Genomic DNA, 18,479 nt, shown 5'->3' with positions numbered 1-18,479 from the left:
GGATTTTGTAGGAGTGCATCGTGCGTAAGTTGACTCAATTGGTTCTCCTGGCCTCTTTGATGGTCGCAGGCCCGGCATTTGCCGACATGAAAATTGCCGTTCTGAACTATCAGATGGCCTTGCTTGAATCCGACGCGGCCAAGAAATACGCGGTAGATGCCGAGAAGAAGTTCGGTCCGCAACTGACCAAGCTGAAGACGCTGGAAAGCAGCGCCAAGGGCATTCAGGATCGTCTGATGGCCGGTGGCGACAAAATGCAGCAAGGTGAGCGTGAGCGTCTGGAGCTGGAATTCAAGCAAAAGGCCCGTGACTTCCAATTCCAGTCCAAGGAATTGAACGAAGCCAAAGCTGTTGCCGACCGCGAAATGCTCAAGCAACTGAAGCCAAAACTGGATAGCGCAGTGGAAGAAGTCATCAAGAAAGGTGGTTTTGACCTGGTGTTCGAGCGTGGCGCAGTCATCGATGTCAAACCTCAGTACGACATCACGCGCCAGGTTATCGAGCGCATGAATCAGCTGAAGTAACCCATGACCGTGACTATCAAGCTCGGCCAGTTGGCCGAGTTTCTCGGCGCCACCTTGCGTGGCGACCCTGAGACGAAAATTACTGGGCTAGCCACTTTGCAAGAGGCTGGCCCAGCTCAGTTGAGCTTTCTGGCAAACCCTCAATATCGCAAATACCTGGCGGGCTCGCAGGCAGCAGCACTGTTGCTCAAAGAAGCCGACGTCGAAGGGTTTGCCGGTAATGCGTTGGTGGTGCCTGATCCTTACCTGGCGTATGCGCGTATCTCCCACCTGTTCGATCCGAAGCCAAAAGCCACTGCCGGTATCCATCCGTCAGCGGTGATTGCGGCGGATGCGGTGGTTGATCCAAGCGCCAGCATCGGCCCTTTCGTGGTGATCGAAGCCGGTGCGCGAATTGGTGCGCAGGTGACATTGGGTGCGCATTGCGTTGTCGGTGCCCGCAGCGAAATCGGTGAAGGCGGCTGGCTCGCCCCGCGCGTGACGCTGTATCACGATGTGCGCATCGGCAAGCGAGTGGTGATTCAGTCCGGTGCCGTGCTCGGTGGCGAAGGCTTCGGTTTTGCCAACGAAAAAGGCATCTGGCAGAAAATCGCCCAGATTGGTGGCGTGACCATCGGCGACGATGTCGAGATTGGCGTGAATACCGCCATCGACCGCGGCGCGCTGGCCGATACCGTGATCGGCAATGGCGTGAAGCTCGACAACCAGATCCAGATCGCCCACAACGTTCAGGTCGGTGATCACACCGCCATGGCGGCGTGCGTCGGGATCTCCGGCAGCACTAAAATCGGCAAGCATTGCATGCTCGCCGGTGGTGTCGGTCTGGTCGGCCACATTGATATTTGCGACAACGTTTTCCTGACCGGGATGACCATGGTGACCCACTCGATTACCGAGCCGGGTGCCTATTCTTCCGGTACAGCCATGCAACCGGCGGCCGAATGGCGCAAAAGCGCGGCCCGCATCCGTCAGCTCGATGACATCGCGCGACGTTTGAAACAGCTGGAAAAGCGCGTAGGGGAAGTGACCCCTGACGGCAATGCTTCATCAGATGGCTGATACCATTTCCATATCAAGTGTGCACAGCCTCTAGACTGCCTCCTTGATTTGCTAGAGGAGTGCGCGTCAGTCGCGCTCCCAATCTTTACATAGGCTTCCCCCCGAAATGATGGACATCAACGAGATTCGCGAATACCTGCCTCACCGTTACCCGTTCCTGCTGGTGGACCGGGTGGTGGAACTGGACACTGAAGGCAAGCGCATTCGCGCCTACAAGAATGTCAGCATCAATGAACCGTTCTTCAATGGTCACTTCCCGGCGCACCCGATCATGCCGGGCGTGCTGATCATCGAGGCGATGGCTCAGGCTGCCGGGATCCTCGGTTTCAAAATGCTCGATGTGAAGCCTGCCGATGGCACGCTTTATTACTTCGTCGGCTCCGACAAGCTGCGCTTCCGCCAGCCTGTGTTGCCGGGCGATCAGTTGATCCTTGAAGCCAAGTTCATCAGCTGCAAGCGTCAGATCTGGAAATTCGAATGCCAGGCTTCGGTCGATGGCAAGCCGGTCTGCTCGGCTGAAATCATCTGTGCGGAACGCAAGCTATGAGTTTGATTGACCCTCGCGCAATCATCGATCCGTCGGCCGTTCTGGCTGATGGCGTCGAGGTCGGCCCGTGGTCGATCATCGGCGCAGGTGTGGAAATCGGCGAGGGTACCGTGATCGGGCCGCATGTAATCCTCAAAGGCCCGACCCGCATCGGCAAGCACAATCGCATCTACCAGTTTTCCTCGGTAGGCGAAGACACACCCGATCTGAAATACAAAGGTGAAGAAACCCGTCTGGTGATCGGTGACCACAACGTCATCCGTGAAGGCGTGACGATTCACCGCGGCACCGTGCAGGACCGTTCGGAAACCACGTTGGGCGATCACAATCTGATCATGGCCTATGCGCACATCGGGCATGACAGCGTTATCGGTAACCACTGCATTCTGGTCAACAACACCGCGTTGGCCGGCCATGTGCACGTGGATGACTGGGCGATCCTCTCCGGCTTCACTCTGGTTCACCAGTATTGCCACATCGGCGCCCACAGTTTTTCCGGTATGGGCACCGCCATCGGCAAGGACGTTCCGGCGTTCGTCACCGTGTTTGGCAACCCGGCCGAAGCGCGCAGCATGAACTTCGAAGGCATGCGCCGTCGCGGTTTCAGCGAGGATGCGATTCACATGCTGCGTCGCGCTTACAAAACCGTCTATCGCCAGGGCCTCACGGTCGAGCAGGCGCTGGCCGAACTGGCCGAACCTGCTGCGCAGTTCCCGGAAGTTGCGATATTCCGTGACTCCATTCAGTCGTCGACCCGCGGCATCACTCGCTGATCATGGCCAATCTGCGTATTGCGCTGGTGGCCGGTGAAGCTTCCGGTGACATTCTCGGCGCCGGCCTCATGCGTGCGCTCAAGGCTCAGCATCCGGCGGTCGAGTTCATCGGTGTCGGTGGCCCGTTGATGCAGACCGAAGGGCTGACGTCCTACTTTCCCATGGAGCGCTTGTCGGTCATGGGGCTGGTGGAAGTTCTTGGACGGCTGCGCGAACTGCTCAAGCGCCGCAAGGACCTGATCGCTACGCTGATCGCCGAGAAGCCGGACGCGTTCATTGGTATCGACGCACCGGACTTCAACCTCAATATCGAACTCAAGCTGCGTCAGGCCGGGATCAAGACCGTGCACTACGTCAGTCCGTCGGTGTGGGCATGGCGGCAGAAGCGTGTGCTGAAGATCCGCGAAGGCTGCGACCTGATGTTGACGCTGCTGCCGTTCGAAGCAAAATTCTACGAAGAAAAAGGCGTGCCGGTGCGGTTCGTCGGCCACACGCTGGCCGATACCATTCCGCTGGAGGCTGATCGCGCTGCGGCGCGTGCCGAGTTGGGACTGCCCGACGGCCCGCTGGTGGCGTTGATGCCCGGCAGCCGTGGCGGCGAAGTCTCTCGTCTGGGCGCGCTGTTCCTCGATACCGCCGAACGTCTGCGGGCGATGCGCCCAGGTTTGCGCTTTGTCATCCCGTGCGCCAATCCGGAACGTCGCGCGCAACTTGAAGAGCTGCTCGCCGGTCGTGATTTGCCGGTGACCTTGCTCGACGGCAAATCCCATCTGGCCCTGGCTGCGTGCAACGCCGTGTTGATCGCCTCCGGCACCGCCACCCTTGAAGCGCTGTTGTACAAGCGGCCGATGGTGGTGGCGTATCGCTTGGCGCCGCTGACGTTCTGGATTCTCAAGCGTATGGTCAAGAGCCCGTATGTGTCCTTGCCGAACCTGTTGGCCCAGCGTCTGCTGGTCCCGGAATTGTTGCAGGATGATGCGACGGTCGAAGCACTGGCGCAGACGCTGTCGCCATTGATCGAAGGCGGCGAAGAACAGACCCGCGGCTTCGATGAGATCCATCGCACGTTGCGGCTGGATGCCTCCAATCAGGCGGCGGACGCCGTCCTCAACCTGATCGGTCAGACACGATGAGCAAGACAAGCATGCAAATGGGCCTGGATTTCACCCTGGTCGCCGAAGTTGAAGAACTGGTTGCCGGCGTCGATGAGGTCGGTCGCGGCCCGCTGTGCGGTGCGGTGGTGACGGCGGCGGTGATCCTCGATCCGAACCGGCCGATCCTCGGGCTTAACGACTCGAAGAAACTCACCGAAGCCAAGCGCGAAAAGCTCTACGACGAAATCATCGAGAAGTCCCTGAGCTGGTGCATCGCCCGCGCTGAAGTCGAGGAAATCGACGAGCTGAATATTTTGCACGCGACCATGCTGGCCATGCAGCGCGCGGTTGCCGGGCTGCACATCCAGCCGAAACTGGCGATGATCGACGGCAACCGCTGCCCGCAACTGCCGATGCGCGCCGAAGCGGTGGTGCAGGGCGACGGCAAGGTTCCAGCCATCGCTGCCGCATCGATTCTGGCCAAGGTCAGCCGCGACCGCGAAATGGCCGCCTTCGAATTGATCTACCCGGGTTACGGCATCGGTGGCCATAAAGGTTATCCGACGCCCGTTCATCTGGAAGCGTTGGCGCGTCTTGGCCCGACGCCGATTCACCGGCGCTCGTTCGCCCCGGTGCGCCTGGCTTACGAAGCGCTGGAAGGTCTGACGCAGGTTTAGTCGCAAGGCTGATGTTTTGTTCGAGGCCCGGTACAATCCGGGCCTTGTTGTCTCTATGTAACTGGACAGGATCACTATGCCGGCTTCATTCGTTCATCTACGCCTGCACACTGAATACTCCCTGGTCGACGGGCTGGTGCGGATCAAGCCGCTGGTCAAGGCGCTGACGGCCATGAACATGCCGGCGGTCGCGGTCACCGACCAGAACAACATGTGTTCCCTGGTCAAATTCTATAAAAACACCATGGGCGCCGGGATCAAGCCGATCTGCGGCGCCGACCTGTGGCTGTCAAACAAAGACCCGGACGCGCCGCTGAGCCGGCTCAGCCTGTTGGTGATGAACGCCAAGGGCTATCGCAATCTCACTGAGTTGATCTCGCGCGGCTTTATCGAAGGTCAGCGCAACGGCATGATTATTGTCGAGCGTGAGTGGGTTGCTGAAGCCAATGAAGGCCTGATCATGCTGTCCGCCGCCAAAGAAGGCGAAATCGGCATGGCCATGATCGGCGGCAACCCGGCCGAAGCCGAAGCGCTGGCGCGTGAATGGATGGCGGTGTTCCCGGATCGTTTCTATCTGGAAATCCAGCGCACCAATCGCCCTAACGATGAAGAACAACTGCACGGTGCGGTAGCGCTCGCCGATAAACTTGGTGCGCCGCTGGTGGCGACCAACGATGTGCGCTTCATCAAGCAGGAAGACTTCGCCGCCCACGAAACCCGCGTGTGCATCGGTGAGGGCCGCGCCCTCGACGATCCGCGGCGTTCGAAGAATTACAGCGATCAGCAATACCTGAAAAGCGCCGAGGAAATGATCGAGCTGTTCAGCGACATTCCCGACGCTATCGAAAACACCGTCGAAATTGCCAAGCGCTGCAACATCGAAGTAAAGCTGGGCACGCACTTCCTGCCCAACTTCCCGATCCCCGATGGCATGACCATCGACGAATATTTCCGCAAGGTCTCCTTCGACGGTCTCGAAGAACGCTTGGCGGTGCTGCTGCCCAAAGACACCACCGAAGACTACGAAGCCAAGCGCCAGGTCTATGTCGACCGCTTGAATTTCGAGCTGGATATCATCATCCAGATGGGCTTCCCCGGTTACTTCCTGATCGTGATGGACTTTATCCAGTGGGCCAAGAACAACGGTGTACCAGTAGGTCCTGGCCGTGGGTCGGGTGCCGGTTCGCTGGTGGCTTATGTGCAGAAGATCACCGACCTCGACCCGCTCGAATACGACCTGCTGTTCGAACGTTTCCTTAACCCGGAACGGGTCTCGATGCCCGACTTCGACGTCGACTTCTGCATGGACGGTCGTGACCGGGTGATCGACTACGTGGCCGAGAAATACGGCCGCAACGCGGTAAGCCAGATCATCACCTTCGGTTCCATGGCCGCCAAGGCTGTGGTGCGCGACGTGGCGCGGGTACAGGGCAAGTCCTATGGCCTGGCGGATCGTCTGTCGAAGATGATTCCGTTCGAAGTCGGCATGACCCTGGAAAAAGCCTACGAGCAGGAAGAAATCCTGCGGGACTTCATCAAGGTCGATGAAGAGGCTGCGGAAATCTGGGAGATGGCGCGCAAGCTCGAAGGCGTTGTGCGTAACGTCGGTAAACACGCCGGTGGTGTGGTTATCGCGCCGACCAAACTGACCGACTTCTCGCCGATCTATTGCGACGAGGCCGGTGACGGCCTGGTAACCCAGTTCGACAAGGACGACGTTGAAGCGGCCGGTCTGGTGAAGTTCGACTTCCTCGGTCTGCGGACCCTGACGATTATCGACTGGGCGCTGAAAACGATTAACCGCGACCGCGCCAAGGTCAACGAGCCGCCGCTGGATATCGCGTTTATCCCGCTGGACGACAAACCGACTTACACGCTGTTGCAGAAAGCTGAAACCACTGCGGTGTTCCAGCTTGAATCCCGCGGCATGAAAGAGCTGATCAAAAAGCTCAAGCCCGACTGCCTGGAAGACTTGATCGCACTGGTGGCCCTGTTCCGTCCGGGCCCGCTGCAGTCCGGCATGGTGGACGACTTCATCAACCGTAAGCACGGCCGCGCCGAGCTGGCGTATCCGCACTCGGATTACCAGTACGAAGGCTTGAAGCCTGTTCTGGCACCGACTTACGGCATCATCCTGTATCAGGAACAGGTGATGCAGATTGCTCAGGTCATGGCCGGTTACACCCTCGGCGGTGCGGACATGCTCCGTCGCGCCATGGGTAAGAAAAAGCCCGAGGAAATGGCCAAGCAGCGCGGCGGTTTCATTGAAGGTTGCGCGACCAACAATATTGACGCCGACCTCGCCGGTAACATTTTCGACCTGGTGGAAAAATTCGCCGGTTACGGCTTCAACAAATCCCACTCTGCCGCCTACGGCCTGGTGTCGTACCAGACCGCCTGGCTGAAAGCTCACTACCCGGCGCCGTTCATGGCCGCGGTACTCTCGGCGGATATGCACAACACCGACAAGGTCGTGACCTTGATCGAAGAAGTGCGCACGATGAAGCTGCGCCTCGACGCGCCGGACGTGAACACGTCGGAGTTCAAGTTCACGGTGAACGACGACGGTCGCATCGTCTACGGTCTCGGCGCGATCAAAGGTGTTGGTGAAGGCCCTGTTGAGGCCATTACCGAAGCGCGTCAGGAAGGTCCGTTCAAGGATCTGTTCGACTTCTGCGCCCGTGTCGACCTCAAGCGCATCAACAAACGTACTCTCGACGGCTTGATCCGCAGCGGTGCGCTGGATCGTCTGGGGCCGTACTTCCACGACGAACAAAAGGCTTATCAGGCCAATATCGACCGTAACCGCGCCGTGCTGCTGGCGGCGATGGAAGAGGCGATCAAGGCGGCCGAACAGACCGCGCGTACTCACGATTCTGGTCACGCCGACCTGTTTGGCGGGCTGTTCGTCGAGGAAGACGCCGACGTTTATGCGTCGCATCGCAAGGCCAAGGAGCTGACCCTCAAGGAACGCCTGAAGGGTGAAAAAGACACTCTGGGCCTGTACCTGACCGGTCACCCGATCGACGAATACGAAGGCGAGATCCGCCGTTTTGCCCGTCAACGCATTATCGACCTGAAGCCGGCGCGCGATACGCAAACCGTGGCGGGGATGATCATTGCCCTGCGCGTGATGAAGAACAAAAAGGGCGACAAGATGGGCTTCATCACCCTCGACGACCGCTCGGGGCGGATCGAGGCGTCGCTGTTCGCCGATGCGTTCCATTCGGCACAATCGCTGTTGCAGACTGACGCGATGGTGGTGGTCGAAGGCGAAGTCAGCAACGACGACTTCTCCGGCGGCCTGCGCCTGCGGGTCAAGCGCGTGATGAGCATGGAAGATGCGCGTACCAACCTCGCCGAAAGCCTGCGCCTGAAGCTTCAAACCCAGGATCTGAAAGGCGATCAGCTACGCTGGTTGGGTGAATTGCTCAAACGTCATCGCGGCGCGTGCCCGATCACCATGGAGTACACCAGCCCGGATGCGAAGACCTTGCTGCAGTTCGGCGAGACGTGGCGAATTGATCCGGCGGATGCGTTGATTCAAGCCCTGCGTGACCAGTTCGGGCGAGACAACGTCTTCCTCCAATACCGTTGACCGGCAAGTGCCATTATTGCGCTTGCCCGCAACCTGAATTTTTAATCTCGACCTCAGCGCGCCTCTCCCTTAAGGTAGGGCGCGAATAGACAACCGGCCGGCCCAAGCTCATTTGGGACACGACCCAAGACGGACGCCTATGAACCCGAATTTTCTAGATTTCGAACAGCCGATCGCCGACCTGCAAGCCAAGATCGAAGAGTTGCGCTTGGTCGGTAATGACAATTCGCTGAATATCGGCGATGAGATCTCCCGCCTGCAGGACAAGAGCAAAACGCTGACCGAAGACATCTTCGGCAAGCTGACCAGCTGGCAGATCGCACGCCTGGCGCGTCACCCGAAACGCCCGTACACCCTCGACTACATCGAGCACATCTTCACCGAGTTCGACGAACTGCACGGCGACCGTCACTTCTCCGACGACGCGGCCATCGTTGGCGGTATCGCCCGTCTGGAAGACCAGCCGGTGATGATCATCGGCCACCAGAAGGGCCGTGAAGTGCGCGAGAAAGTGCGCCGCAATTTCGGCATGCCGCGTCCGGAAGGCTACCGCAAGGCTTGCCGCCTGATGGAAATGGCCGAGCGTTTCAAAATGCCGATCCTGACTTTCATCGACACCCCGGGCGCCTACCCGGGTATCGACGCTGAAGAGCGCAACCAGAGCGAAGCGATCGCCTGGAACCTGCGCGTGATGTCGCGTCTGAAGACCCCGATCATCGCCACCGTTATCGGTGAAGGTGGTTCCGGTGGTGCACTGGCCATTGGCGTCTGCGATCAGTTGAACATGCTGCAGTACTCGACCTACGCAGTGATTTCGCCGGAAGGTTGCGCTTCGATTCTGTGGAAAACCGCCGAAAAAGCGCCGGATGCTGCTGAGGCGATGGGCATCACCGCCGAGCGCCTGAAAGGCTTGGGCATCGTCGACAAAGTGATCAGCGAGCCTCTGGGCGGCGCCCACCGTGATCCGGCCGCTGCTGCTGCATCGATCCGTGCCGAGCTGAGCTCGCAACTGGCGATGCTGAAGAAGTTCGATAACGAAGCGTTGCTGAAGCGCCGTTATGATCGACTGATGAGCTACGGTCTCTAAGCCGAACGCAATACCCCTGTAGGAGCTGCCGAAGGCTGCGATCTTTTGACTTTGTTTTTCAAGATCAAAAGATCGCAGCCTTCGGCAGCTCCTACAGGGATCTTTGAGAAGCGGCCCTCTCCATGAATTCATCGAAGAGTGATTTGCCTTCACGGCTTCTGCCGCACCTTGAGCCTTGGCTCAACGCCGCTCATTGGCGCATCGCGTTTTCCGGTGGTCTCGATTCCACCGTCCTCCTGCACCTGCTTGCCGATCTGGCAAAAACCGAATCACTTCCTGCGCTGAGCGCCATCCATATCCATCACGGCCTCCAGGCTGCGGCTGATGCGTGGCCGCAACATTGTCAGTCCGTGTGTGATGCGCTGGGGGTGCCGTTGCTGATCAAGCGGGTGCAGGTGCAACCGGGTGCCAGTCTGGAGCGGGCGGCGCGGGATGCGCGTTACGCGGTATTTGGTACGCAGACACAAGCCAATGACGTATTGCTCACTGGTCAGCACCGTGATGATCAGGCGGAAACCCTGCTGTTCCGGCTGCTGCGTGGAGCGGGAGTGCGCGGATTGTCGGGAATGCCACAGCAAAGGCCCGTGGGGCAGGGCACGATGATTCGTCCGTTGCTGGATGTCAGTCGCGCCGAGCTGGAACGTTACGCCCAGGCTCATTCGTTAAGCTGGATCGAGGACCCATCGAATCAGGATCGGCAATTCTCGCGCAACTACCTGCGCCATCAGATCCTGCCCTTGCTGACCGGGCGCTGGCCGCAAGTGCAGGCGAGTATGGCGCGCAGCGCAGCGCATCTGCGTGAAGCGCAGGGGCTGCTCGATGAGTTGGCGCAGATCGATCTGGCAAACGCCGTCACCGCACATGATTTCGCATGGCTGGGGCTGCCATCGCTGGAATTGGCGCCAATGGCTGCGCTGTCTGCCGCCCGACAACGCAACGCCCTCAGTCACTGGCTGGAACCGCTGACCCGCTTGCCCGACACCGACCATTGGTCGGGTTGGGCAAATCTGTGTGATGCCGCTCCTGATGCGGCGCCAATCTGGCGTCTGGCCGATGGCGAGCTGCACCGCAGCGCCGGACGCCTCTGGTGGCTGAGTGGCGACTGGTTGCACACGCCGATGATCGGCGCCGAGTGGCAGAGCCCGGCGTCAGCGCTACGCTTGGCCGATAACGGACATGTCACGTTCAGCGGGCAGACTCCCGTCGGGCCTTTGCGCATTGGCTATCGTCAGGGCGGTGAAGTCATGCTGGTGGCGGATCGCGGTCGCCGTGACCTCAAGCGCCTGCTCAATGAGCGCGCGGTGCCGGGCTTCGTGCGTGGCAGATTGCCGCTGCTGTTTCGCGGCGATGAATTGCTCGCGGTGGCGAACCTGCCGGGACTTGATGGCCATGGGCAGGACGGCTGGAAATTACATTGGCAGCCAACAGACGAAGATCAAGGTTTGAGCTGAAAGGAGCATTCCGGTAGACTACGCTCCCTTCTTGATACAACTTCTGTGGATTCGCCTGAATTGCAGGAGTTGCCGATTACCAAGCAGTCTTTGCTGGGCGATTCCAAAAAATGTGTAGCGAGCAACGTACCGGTGTTTCACCTGCCGGTCTGTCCCAACGCGGCGGTTTTTTTGAAAGGTGCACTGTGATTAATGCAGGTGATCGGGGGCTTCGGCCTTCCTTCGCTTTCCCCGGCGGCTCGTACCGCTTTAACGCAGACTTCTAGGGTTTTTCATGACGCGCTACATATTCGTCACGGGCGGTGTTGTTTCTTCATTGGGGAAAGGCATTGCATCGGCTTCATTGGCAGCCATCCTGGAGGCGCGGGGACTTAAGGTCACCATGCTGAAGCTGGATCCGTACATCAACGTCGATCCGGGCACCATGAGCCCGTTCCAGCACGGTGAAGTGTTCGTCACCCACGACGGCGCCGAGACCGACCTGGACCTGGGTCACTACGAGCGGTTCATCCGCACGACCATGACCCAGAACAACAACTTCACCACCGGTCGTGTCTACGAGCACGTGCTGCGCAAAGAGCGCCGTGGTGACTACCTGGGTGCAACCATCCAGGTGATCCCGCACATCACCGACGAAATCAAGCGCCGCATCATCAAGGGTGCCGGTGACGCTGACGTGGCAATGGTTGAAATCGGTGGCACCGTCGGTGACATCGAGTCGCAACCGTTCCTCGAAGCCATCCGTCAACTGCGTTTCGAAGTCGGCGCCAAGCGCGCGATGCTGATGCACCTGACACTGGTGCCGTACATCGCCACTGCTGGCGAGACCAAAACCAAGCCAACCCAGCACTCGGTAAAAGAGCTGCGTTCGATCGGCCTGCAGCCAGACGTGCTGGTGTGCCGTTCCGATCACCCGATCGACATCTCGTCGCGTCGCAAGATCGCTCAGTTCACCAACGTTGAAGAGCGTGCGGTAATCGCGCTGGAAGACGCCGACACCATCTACAAGATCCCGGGCATCCTGCATTCGCAGGGTCTGGACGATTTCGTTGTCGAGCGTTTCGGCCTGCAATGCGGCAGCGCTGATCTGTCCGAGTGGGACGCAGTGGTTGACGCCAAGCTGAACCCGGAACACGAAGTGACCATCGCCATGGTCGGCAAGTACATGGAGTTGCTGGACGCCTACAAATCGCTGATCGAAGCGATGAGTCACGCCGGCATCAGCAACCGCACCAAGGTCAACCTGCGTTACATCGATTCCGAAGACATCGAAAACCAGGGCACTGCGCTGCTCGAAGGTGTCGACGCGATCCTCGTACCGGGCGGCTTCGGTCTGCGTGGCGTGGAAGGCAAGATCACTGCCGTTCAGTACGCTCGTGAAAACAAGGTTCCATACCTGGGTATCTGCCTCGGTATGCAGGTGGCGGTCATCGAGTTCGCCCGTAACGTGATGGGCTGGAAAGACGCCAACTCCACTGAGTTCGATCGCGCCAGCGGTCATCCTGTGGTCGGTCTGATCACCGAGTGGGAAGACGCCACTGGTGCCGTTGAAGTGCGTACCGAATCGTCCGACCTGGGCGGCACCATGCGTCTCGGCGCTCAGGATTGCCTGCTGGAAGCCGGTTCCAAGGTCCACGATTGCTACGGCAAGGACGTGATCGTCGAGCGTCACCGTCACCGTTACGAAGTGAACAATAACCTGCTGCCACAGCTGATCGAAGCCGGCCTGAAAATCTCCGGTCGCTCCGCTGATGCTGCGCTGGTTGAAGTGGTTGAAGCGGCCGATCACCCATGGTTCGTTGCTTGCCAGTTCCACCCTGAGTTCACCTCGACACCACGTGATGGCCATCCGCTGTTCAGCGGTTTTGTCAAAGCAGCGTTGGCTCAACACCAGAAGAAGGCGTAACCCCGATGGCACAGAAGATCATCCGCGTCGGCGACATCGAGATTGCCAACGACAAACCCATGGTGCTGTTCGGCGGCATGAACGTGCTGGAAAGCCGTGACATGGCCATGCAGGTTTGCGAAGAGTACGTAAAGGTCACCGAAAAACTCGGTATCCCTTACGTGTTCAAGGCCAGTTTCGACAAGGCCAACCGTTCTTCTGTGACCTCCTATCGTGGTCCTGGCCTGGAAGAGGGCATGCGCATCTTCCAGGACATCAAACAAGCCTTCGGCGTGCCGATCATCACCGACGTCCACGAGCCTGCGCAGGCCGCGGTCGTCGCTGAGGTCTGCGACATCATTCAACTGCCGGCCTTCCTGTCGCGCCAGACCGATCTGGTCGTCGCGATGGCCAAGACCAATGCAGTCATCAACATCAAGAAAGCCCAGTTCCTCGCGCCTCAGGAAATGAAACACATCCTGAACAAGTGCGTCGAAGCGGGTAACGATCAATTGATCCTCTGCGAGCGTGGTTCGAGCTTCGGCTACAACAACCTCGTGGTCGACATGCTCGGCTTCGGCATCATGAAGCAGTTCGAGTATCCGGTATTCTTCGACGTGACCCACGCGCTGCAAATGCCTGGCGGTCGTGCCGACTCCGCCGGCGGTCGCCGTGCCCAGGTTCTGGATCTGGCCAAGGCCGGCATGAGCCAGTCGCTGGCGGGTCTGTTCCTCGAAGCGCATCCGGACCCGGACAACGCCAAATGCGACGGCCCTTGCGCCTTGCGTCTGGACAAACTGGAGCCATTCCTGGCCCAGCTCAAAGCTCTGGACGAACTGGTGAAGAGTTTTCCGACGGTAGAAACCGCGTAACACTCAATTCTCCGGTAAAGTACCGCACGATTTGTCGCTCATGCCCTCGGGCATGAGCGTTATCGTCTGCAAGCCTGCCCGCTGCACACCCCTTGCCGACGGTAAAAAGATTTCCTCTAGCTGCGTCGTTTTCGTCAACTTTGGAGTGTTTACAACAATGGCAAAAATCGTCGACATCAAAGGTCGTGAAGTTCTCGACTCCCGTGGCAATCCCACCGTGGAAGCGGACGTGCTTCTCGACAACGGCATCATCGGCAGCGCTTGCGCGCCGTCCGGTGCATCCACTGGCTCGCGTGAAGCGCTCGAGCTGCGTGATGGCGACAAGAGCCGTTACCTGGGCAAGGGCGTGCTCAAAGCGGTAGCCAACATCAACGGTCCGATCCGCGATCTGCTGCTGGGCACTGACCCAAGCGACCAGAAAGCCCTGGATCACGCGATGATCAAGCTCGACGGTACCGAAAACAAAGCGACCCTGGGCGCCAACGCCATCCTCGCCGTGTCCCTGGCTGCGGCCAAGGCGGCTGCCCAGGATCAGGATCTGCCGCTGTACGCACACATCGCCAACCTAAACGGCACCCCAGGTGTTTACTCGATGCCGGTACCGATGATGAACATCATCAACGGTGGCGAGCACGCCGATAACAACGTCGACATCCAGGAATTCATGGTGCAGCCGGTTGGTGCCAAGACCTTCTCGGAAGGTCTGCGCATGGGCACCGAGATTTTCCATCACCTCAAAGCTGTGCTGAAGGCCCGTGGCCTGAGCACTGCCGTTGGCGACGAAGGCGGTTTCGCACCGAACCTGGCCTCCAACGAAGACGCGCTGAAAGTGATCTCCGAAGCAGTGGCCAACGCCGGTTACAAGCTGGGCACCGACGTGACCCTGGCCTTGGACTGCGCGGCCAGCGAATTCTACGAAGACGGCAAGTACAACCTGTCCGGCGAAGGCCAGGTGTTCACCGCTGAAGGTTTCGCCGATTACCTCAAAGGCCTGACCGAACGTTATCCGATCATCTCGATCGAAGACGGTCTGGACGAGTCCGACTGGGCTGGCTGGAAGATCCTCACCGACAAGATTGGCGAGAAGACCCAACTGGTTGGCGACGACTTGTTCGTGACCAACACCAAGATCCTGAAAGAAGGCATCGATAAAAAGATCGCTAACTCGATCCTGATCAAGTTCAACCAGATCGGCACCCTGACCGAAACCCTGGAAGCCATCCAGATGGCCAAGGCTGCCGGTTACACCGCAGTGATCTCGCACCGTTCGGGCGAAACCGAAGATTCGACCATTGCCGACCTGGCCGTGGGCACCTCGGCTGGCCAGATCAAGACCGGTTCGCTGTGCCGTTCCGACCGCGTTTCCAAGTACAACCAACTGCTGCGTATCGAAGAGCAGTTGAATGGCAAGGCCAAGTACAACGGTCGCAGCGAGTTCCGCGGCTAAGTACAAATCGATGGAAGGACACCGGATTGTGTCGAAAAAGTCGTGACAGCGATGGATTTGCCACTAATCTGATGCCTTAACAGCACAAGCCTGGGTCTTCCAGGCTTCGTGCTATCAGATGCTTCAAAGTTTTGGCGTGGCTGTCTTTTTTCACTGGATACCTGATATTCGATGCGCAGTCCTTACTGGTTGTTTCTCGTTTTGCTCTTGCTACTGGCCGGTCTGCAGTACCGCCTGTGGGTGGGCAATGGCAGTCTGGCGCAAGTCGCCGAGCTGAATCAGCAGATAGCTGATCAACACGCCGAGAACGAAGGTTTGCTGGAGCGTAATCGCGTGATGGACGCTGAAGTCAGTGAGTTGAAAAAGGGCATGGAGACCGTTGAAGAGCGGGCTCGTCACGAACTGGGCATGGTCAAGGACGGCGAAACCCTTTACCAGTTGGCCCAATGATCAATTCCCTGCCGGCCTTCTGGGCCGTGATTCCTGCCGCGGGCGTCGGTGCCCGAATGGCCGCGGACCGTCCCAAGCAATATCTGCAATTGGGCGGGCGCACAATTCTTGAACACAGCCTCGGCTGTTTCCTCGATCACCCAAGCCTCAAGGGCCTGGTGGTCAGTCTTGCTGTTGATGATCCTTATTGGCCGAACCTGGCCTGCGTCAACGATTCGCGTATTCAGCGGGTTGAAGGCGGGGCCGAGCGTTCCGGTTCGGTGCTCAATGCCTTGCTGCACCTCCATGCGCAGGGTGCCGATGATGAAGATTGGGTGCTGGTACACGATGCGGCACGGCCGAATCTGAGTCGCGATGATCTTGATAAGTTGCTTGCTGAACTGGCAGATGATCCGGTCGGCGGCCTGCTCGCCGTCCCTGCACGCGACACCTTGAAGCGAGTCGACAAGCACGGTCGTGTGCTGGAAACCGTCGATCGCAGCGTGATCTGGCAGGCTTACACGCCGCAGATGTTCCGCCTCGGTGCGCTGCATCAGGCGTTGGCGGACAGTCTTGTGGCGGATGCTGTGATTACCGATGAAGCATCTGCGATGGAGTGGGCCGGTCTCAAGCCGCGTTTGATTGAAGGGCGGGCGGATAACCTCAAGGTGACCCGGCCTGAGGATCTGGAATGGTTACGCCAGCGTTGGGCGAATCGCCGCTGAGTGCTGTGGTGCTGGTCAGATTGCCTTCGCGAGCAGGCTCGCTCCCACCTTTGAATTACGCCGAACACGAATTTTGTATCCACTGAAGATCCCCTGTGGGAGCGAGCCTGCTCGCGAAGGCGGCCGCACAGACAACACACTCAGCGCCGATATTCGGGCCGTTCGGCCAACCCCTCCTTCAAAAAATCCACCAACTTGCGCACTTTCGGCGACAGGTGCCGCTGCTGCGGATACAGCGCCCACACCGCAGTATTCGGCGGCTGATGCGCCTCCAGCAACGAAATCAACGCGCCACTGTGCAAGTGCTCCAGCACGTAATAATCCGGCAACTGACACAACCCCACCCCTTGAAGCGCCGCATCCAGCACCGCTTGCCCACTGTTGCAGCGCCAGTTGCCCTGCACGCGCTGGGAAAATTCCCGCCCGTTCTGTTCCAGTTGCCACAGGTCCGAGCTGCCGATCAGGCAATTGTGCCGACTCAATTCCGACAAGCTATGTGGGCGACCATACCGTTCCAGGTAGGACGGAGACGCGCACAGGTACATACGCCGTGGCGCCAGCCGCGTAGCGACCAGTCGCGAATCCTGCAGCCGACCCAAGCGGATTGCCAGATCAAGCCCCTCATGCACCAGGTCCAGTTGGCGATTGCTCAGTTCGATGTCGACGCGCAATTGCGGGTATTGCCCCATAAACCGCGTCACTAACGGCACGATGAACCGCTCGCCGTAGGCGACCGCGCAGGTCATGCGCAGCATGCCTTTCGGTTCGCTGGTCAGGTCACCGACCGCACGTAAAGCCTCTTCGCGACCGTCCTGTAAGCGTTGGCAATGTTGCAAAAACGTTTGCCCCGCCTCGGTCAGCGTCACTCGACGGGTACTGCGATAGAGCAGACGCGTCTGAAGTCTTTCTTCCAGTCGTACGATTTGTCGACTGATGTGCGAGGACGAAACCCCAAGGCGTTCGGCAGCAGCGGTGAACTGGCTGCATTCGGCAACGGCAACAAACTCGTCAATGCCTTCCCAGCGGTTTTCAGACATCGGGATTATCCCTGTATGGCAATAATGTTTTGCTTTTGTCCGGATTATTCATCGTTAGGCCGTGTATTACACTCCTTGTCTGCTTTTTTATTCAATGGATTCACTGGAGAGTCAGCATGATCAAGTCGCGCGCCGCCGTAGCTTTCGAGGCCAAGAAGCCGCTGGAAATCGTAGAAGTCGATGTCGCCATGCCCAAGGCCGGTGAGGTTTTGCTGCGCGTGGTGGCTTCCGGTGTTTGCCACACGGATGCCTACACCCTCTCCGGTGCTGACCCGGAAGGTATTTTTCCGTCGATCCTTGGCCACGAAGGTGGCGCCATCGTTGAAGCCATCGGCGAGGGCGTGACCTCGGTTGCGGTGGGCGATCACGTCATTCCGCTGTACACCCCGGAATGCGGTCAGTGCAAATTCTGCAAGTCGGGCAAGACCAACCTGTGTCAGGCGATTCGCGCGACCCAGGGCAAGGGTTTGATGCCGGACGGCACTTCGCGTTTCTCCTACAAGGGTGAAACCATTTTCCACTACATGGGCACTTCGACGTTCTCGGAATACACCGTGTTGCCGGAAATCTCCGTGGCCAAGATCTCCAAGGATGCGCCACTGGAAAAGGTCTGCCTGCTGGGCTGCGGCGTCACCACCGGTATCGGTGCGGTGCTCAATACCGCCAAGGTCAAACCGGGTGACACCGTGGCCATCTTCGGTCTGGGCGGTATCGGTCTGTCGGCGGTGATCGGTGCGGTGAAAGCCAAGGCTGCGCGCATCATCGCCATCGACATCAACCCGGCCAAGTTCGAAATCGCCAAACAACTGGGGGCCACCGACTGCGTAAACCCGAAAGACTTCGATCGTCCGATCCAGGAAGTGATCGTCGACATGACCGATGGCGGCGTCGACTTCTCCTTCGAGTGCATCGGCAACGTGCAATTGATGCGTGCCGCGCTTGAGTGCTGCCACAAGGGGTGGGGCGAGTCGGTGATCATCGGCGTCGCGGGTGCCGGTCAGGAAATCGCTACCCGTCCGTTCCAACTGGTGACCGGTCGCGTCTGGCGCGGTTCGGCGTTCGGCGGCGTGCGCGGTCGTACCGAGTTGCCAAGCTACGTCGACATGGCCCAGAGCGGCGAGATCCCGCTGGATACGTTCATCACCCACACCATGGGCCTGGAAGACATCAACAAGGCGTTCGACCTGATGCACGAAGGCAAGAGCATCCGTACCGTCATTCATTTCTAAAAGCAGCGCCAAGCTAAAAGCTTCAAGCTGCAAGTAAGGGAGTCT

General features: G+C 59.0%; 16 protein-coding genes. 15 read left to right on the top strand and 1 reads right to left on the bottom strand.

The window, feature by feature from the left end; genetic code table 11:
• The first annotated feature begins 20 nt into the window (after positions 1–20).
• From QZR14_RS05090 to ispD, 14 genes are all read left to right on the top strand, one after another.
• A complete protein-coding gene (locus QZR14_RS05090; protein ID WP_007908849.1) occupies positions 21–524 on the top strand; it encodes an OmpH family outer membrane protein in 504 nt (167 codons plus the stop codon).
• 3 nt (positions 525–527) lie between these two features.
• Positions 528–1,583 carry a UDP-3-O-(3-hydroxymyristoyl)glucosamine N-acyltransferase gene (gene lpxD, locus QZR14_RS05085; protein WP_250603101.1) on the top strand — a complete coding sequence of 352 codons (1,056 nt, stop codon included), beginning with the start codon at positions 528–530 and terminating at the stop codon, positions 1,581–1,583.
• 106 nt (positions 1,584–1,689) lie between these two features.
• The gene (gene fabZ / locus QZR14_RS05080) at positions 1,690–2,130 is read left to right on the top strand and encodes a 3-hydroxyacyl-ACP dehydratase FabZ (RefSeq protein ID WP_003222142.1); all 441 of its coding nucleotides are present in this window, start codon (positions 1,690–1,692) and stop codon (positions 2,128–2,130) included.
• Positions 2,127–2,903, top strand: coding sequence for an acyl-ACP--UDP-N-acetylglucosamine O-acyltransferase (lpxA, locus tag QZR14_RS05075; protein WP_311996037.1), 777 nt, complete (start codon positions 2,127–2,129; stop codon positions 2,901–2,903). The genes fabZ and lpxA overlap by 4 nt, the downstream gene beginning before the upstream one ends.
• Positions 2,904–2,905: 2 nt before the next feature.
• Positions 2,906–4,036, top strand: a complete 1,131-nt coding sequence (gene lpxB, locus QZR14_RS05070; protein WP_311996036.1) for a lipid-A-disaccharide synthase — start codon at positions 2,906–2,908, stop codon at positions 4,034–4,036.
• A gap of 11 nt (positions 4,037–4,047) precedes the next feature.
• Entirely contained in the window at positions 4,048–4,674 is a 627-nt protein-coding gene (rnhB, locus tag QZR14_RS05065; protein WP_038357914.1) for a ribonuclease HII, read from the top strand.
• A gap of 76 nt (positions 4,675–4,750) precedes the next feature.
• The gene (gene dnaE, locus QZR14_RS05060; RefSeq protein WP_250603108.1) at positions 4,751–8,272 is read left to right on the top strand and encodes a DNA polymerase III subunit alpha; all 3,522 of its coding nucleotides are present in this window, start codon (positions 4,751–4,753) and stop codon (positions 8,270–8,272) included.
• A gap of 139 nt (positions 8,273–8,411) precedes the next feature.
• Positions 8,412–9,359, top strand: coding sequence for an acetyl-CoA carboxylase carboxyltransferase subunit alpha (locus tag QZR14_RS05055; RefSeq protein WP_108225216.1), 948 nt, complete (start codon positions 8,412–8,414; stop codon positions 9,357–9,359).
• Between the two features lie 122 nt (positions 9,360–9,481).
• Positions 9,482–10,810, top strand: a complete 1,329-nt coding sequence (gene tilS, locus QZR14_RS05050; protein ID WP_311996035.1) for a tRNA lysidine(34) synthetase TilS — start codon at positions 9,482–9,484, stop codon at positions 10,808–10,810.
• 274 nt (positions 10,811–11,084) lie between these two features.
• Entirely contained in the window at positions 11,085–12,716 is a 1,632-nt protein-coding gene (locus QZR14_RS05045; RefSeq protein WP_093436570.1) for a CTP synthase, read from the top strand.
• Between the two features lie 5 nt (positions 12,717–12,721).
• On the top strand, positions 12,722–13,567 hold the full coding sequence (gene kdsA, locus QZR14_RS05040) for a 3-deoxy-8-phosphooctulonate synthase (RefSeq protein ID WP_123452079.1): 846 nt from the start codon (positions 12,722–12,724) through the stop codon (positions 13,565–13,567).
• 157 nt (positions 13,568–13,724) lie between these two features.
• Positions 13,725–15,014, top strand: coding sequence for a phosphopyruvate hydratase (gene eno / locus QZR14_RS05035; protein ID WP_003222156.1), 1,290 nt, complete (start codon positions 13,725–13,727; stop codon positions 15,012–15,014).
• 171 nt (positions 15,015–15,185) lie between these two features.
• Entirely contained in the window at positions 15,186–15,464 is a 279-nt protein-coding gene (gene ftsB, locus QZR14_RS05030) for a cell division protein FtsB (protein WP_007908838.1), read from the top strand.
• Positions 15,461–16,168: a 2-C-methyl-D-erythritol 4-phosphate cytidylyltransferase gene (ispD, locus tag QZR14_RS05025; RefSeq protein ID WP_311996034.1), complete on the top strand. Its 708-nt coding sequence runs from the start codon at positions 15,461–15,463 to the stop codon at positions 16,166–16,168. The genes ftsB and ispD overlap by 4 nt, the downstream gene beginning before the upstream one ends.
• 140 nt (positions 16,169–16,308) lie before the next feature.
• Here the strand turns inward: ispD and QZR14_RS05020 are convergent, their stop codons facing one another.
• Positions 16,309–17,205 (bottom strand): LysR substrate-binding domain-containing protein, encoded by an 897-nt coding sequence (locus QZR14_RS05020; RefSeq protein WP_311996033.1) that lies wholly within the window; start codon positions 17,203–17,205, stop codon positions 16,309–16,311.
• 116 nt (positions 17,206–17,321) lie between these two features.
• Between QZR14_RS05020 and QZR14_RS05015 the strand changes: the two genes are divergently transcribed.
• The gene (locus QZR14_RS05015; RefSeq protein WP_007908835.1) at positions 17,322–18,434 is read left to right on the top strand and encodes an S-(hydroxymethyl)glutathione dehydrogenase/class III alcohol dehydrogenase; all 1,113 of its coding nucleotides are present in this window, start codon (positions 17,322–17,324) and stop codon (positions 18,432–18,434) included.
• The last annotated feature ends 45 nt before the right edge of the window (positions 18,435–18,479 follow it).

The organism is Pseudomonas sp. rhizo66 (assembly GCF_031931925.1).
In the GTDB taxonomy this organism is placed as follows: domain Bacteria; phylum Pseudomonadota; class Gammaproteobacteria; order Pseudomonadales; family Pseudomonadaceae; genus Aquipseudomonas.
Note: the sequence above shows the minus strand (reverse complement) of the source record. Positions and strands in the feature narration are given on the sequence as shown.